At 43.7% G+C, this 1,007-nt stretch carries 1 protein-coding gene and 1 pseudogene; both read left to right on the top strand.

Annotated elements, in window-relative coordinates:
* Positions 1-153: pseudogene (gene prfB, locus A3738_RS30735) on the top strand (peptide chain release factor 2); the annotation flags it as partial.
* A gap of 18 nt (positions 154-171) precedes the next feature.
* Positions 172-1,007, top strand: an 836-nt coding sequence (locus tag A3738_RS07275) for an amino acid--tRNA ligase-related protein (protein ID WP_231876562.1), incomplete at its 3' end; no start/stop codon positions are given.

The following is a 1,007-nucleotide window of genomic DNA, read 5'->3' as shown; positions in this document are numbered from 1 at the left end:
GATATCGGCTGGGGAAGCCAAATCCGTTCTTATGTACTAGATTCTTCTCGTATTAAAGATTTACGTAGCAATGTCGAAACTAGCAACTGCAATGCAGTGTTAGATGGCGATTTAGATCAGTTTATTGAAGCTAGCCTCAAGCTAGGATTGTAATTNTATTCGGAACCAAACATGTCGAACGATGTAAAGTCAGAGCAAAGCCTATCTATTGAAGATGAAAACAAGTTGATCGCAGAGCGAAAAGCGAAACTTGAGCAGTTGCGTGAAGGTAGTAAATCGAACGGTCACCCCAATGACCACCGTCGTGAGAACTTAGCGGGTGATTTGCAAGCGCAGTATGGTGATAAGAGTAAAGAAGAGCTTGTTGAGTTAGCTATCCCTGTTGCTGTTGCCGGGCGCGTTATGCGTCGTGGTGGCCCGTTTGTAGGCATTCAAGACGTATCTGGCTCAATCCAGAGTTATGTGGGCAAGCCTATCCAGAAAGAATCGAAAGATTGGGCCAACCTAGATCTTGGCGATATTGTTGGAGCAACCGGCACGCTGAGTAAATCAGGTAAGGGTGACTTATATGTTGAAGTTACTGATGTCGCTAACTTCCGTATTTTGACGAAATCTTTGNGTCCTCTGCCTGATAAATATCATGGCTTAGCGGATCAAGAAACAAAGTATCGTCAGCGTTATGTTGATTTGATTGCTAACGAAGATACGCGCAACACCTTCATGATTCGTTCGAAGATCGTGAGTGCTATTCGCAATTACTTAGCTGAAAAAGACTTCATGGAAGTTGAAACACCAATGCTTCAGGTGATTCCAGGTGGTGCGACGGCTAAGCCATTTGAAACGCACCACAATGCTTTAGATATCGACATGTTTTTGCGTATCGCGCCAGAGCTATATTTGAAGCGTTTAGTTGTTGGCGGTTTTGATCGTGTGTTTGAAATTAACCGTAATTTCCGTAATGAGGGGCTGTCAACGCGACATAATCCTGAGTTCACAATGATCGAATT

It is taken from the genome of Oleiphilus sp. HI0066 (assembly GCF_001635725.1).
Note: the sequence above shows the minus strand (reverse complement) of the source record. Positions and strands in the feature narration are given on the sequence as shown.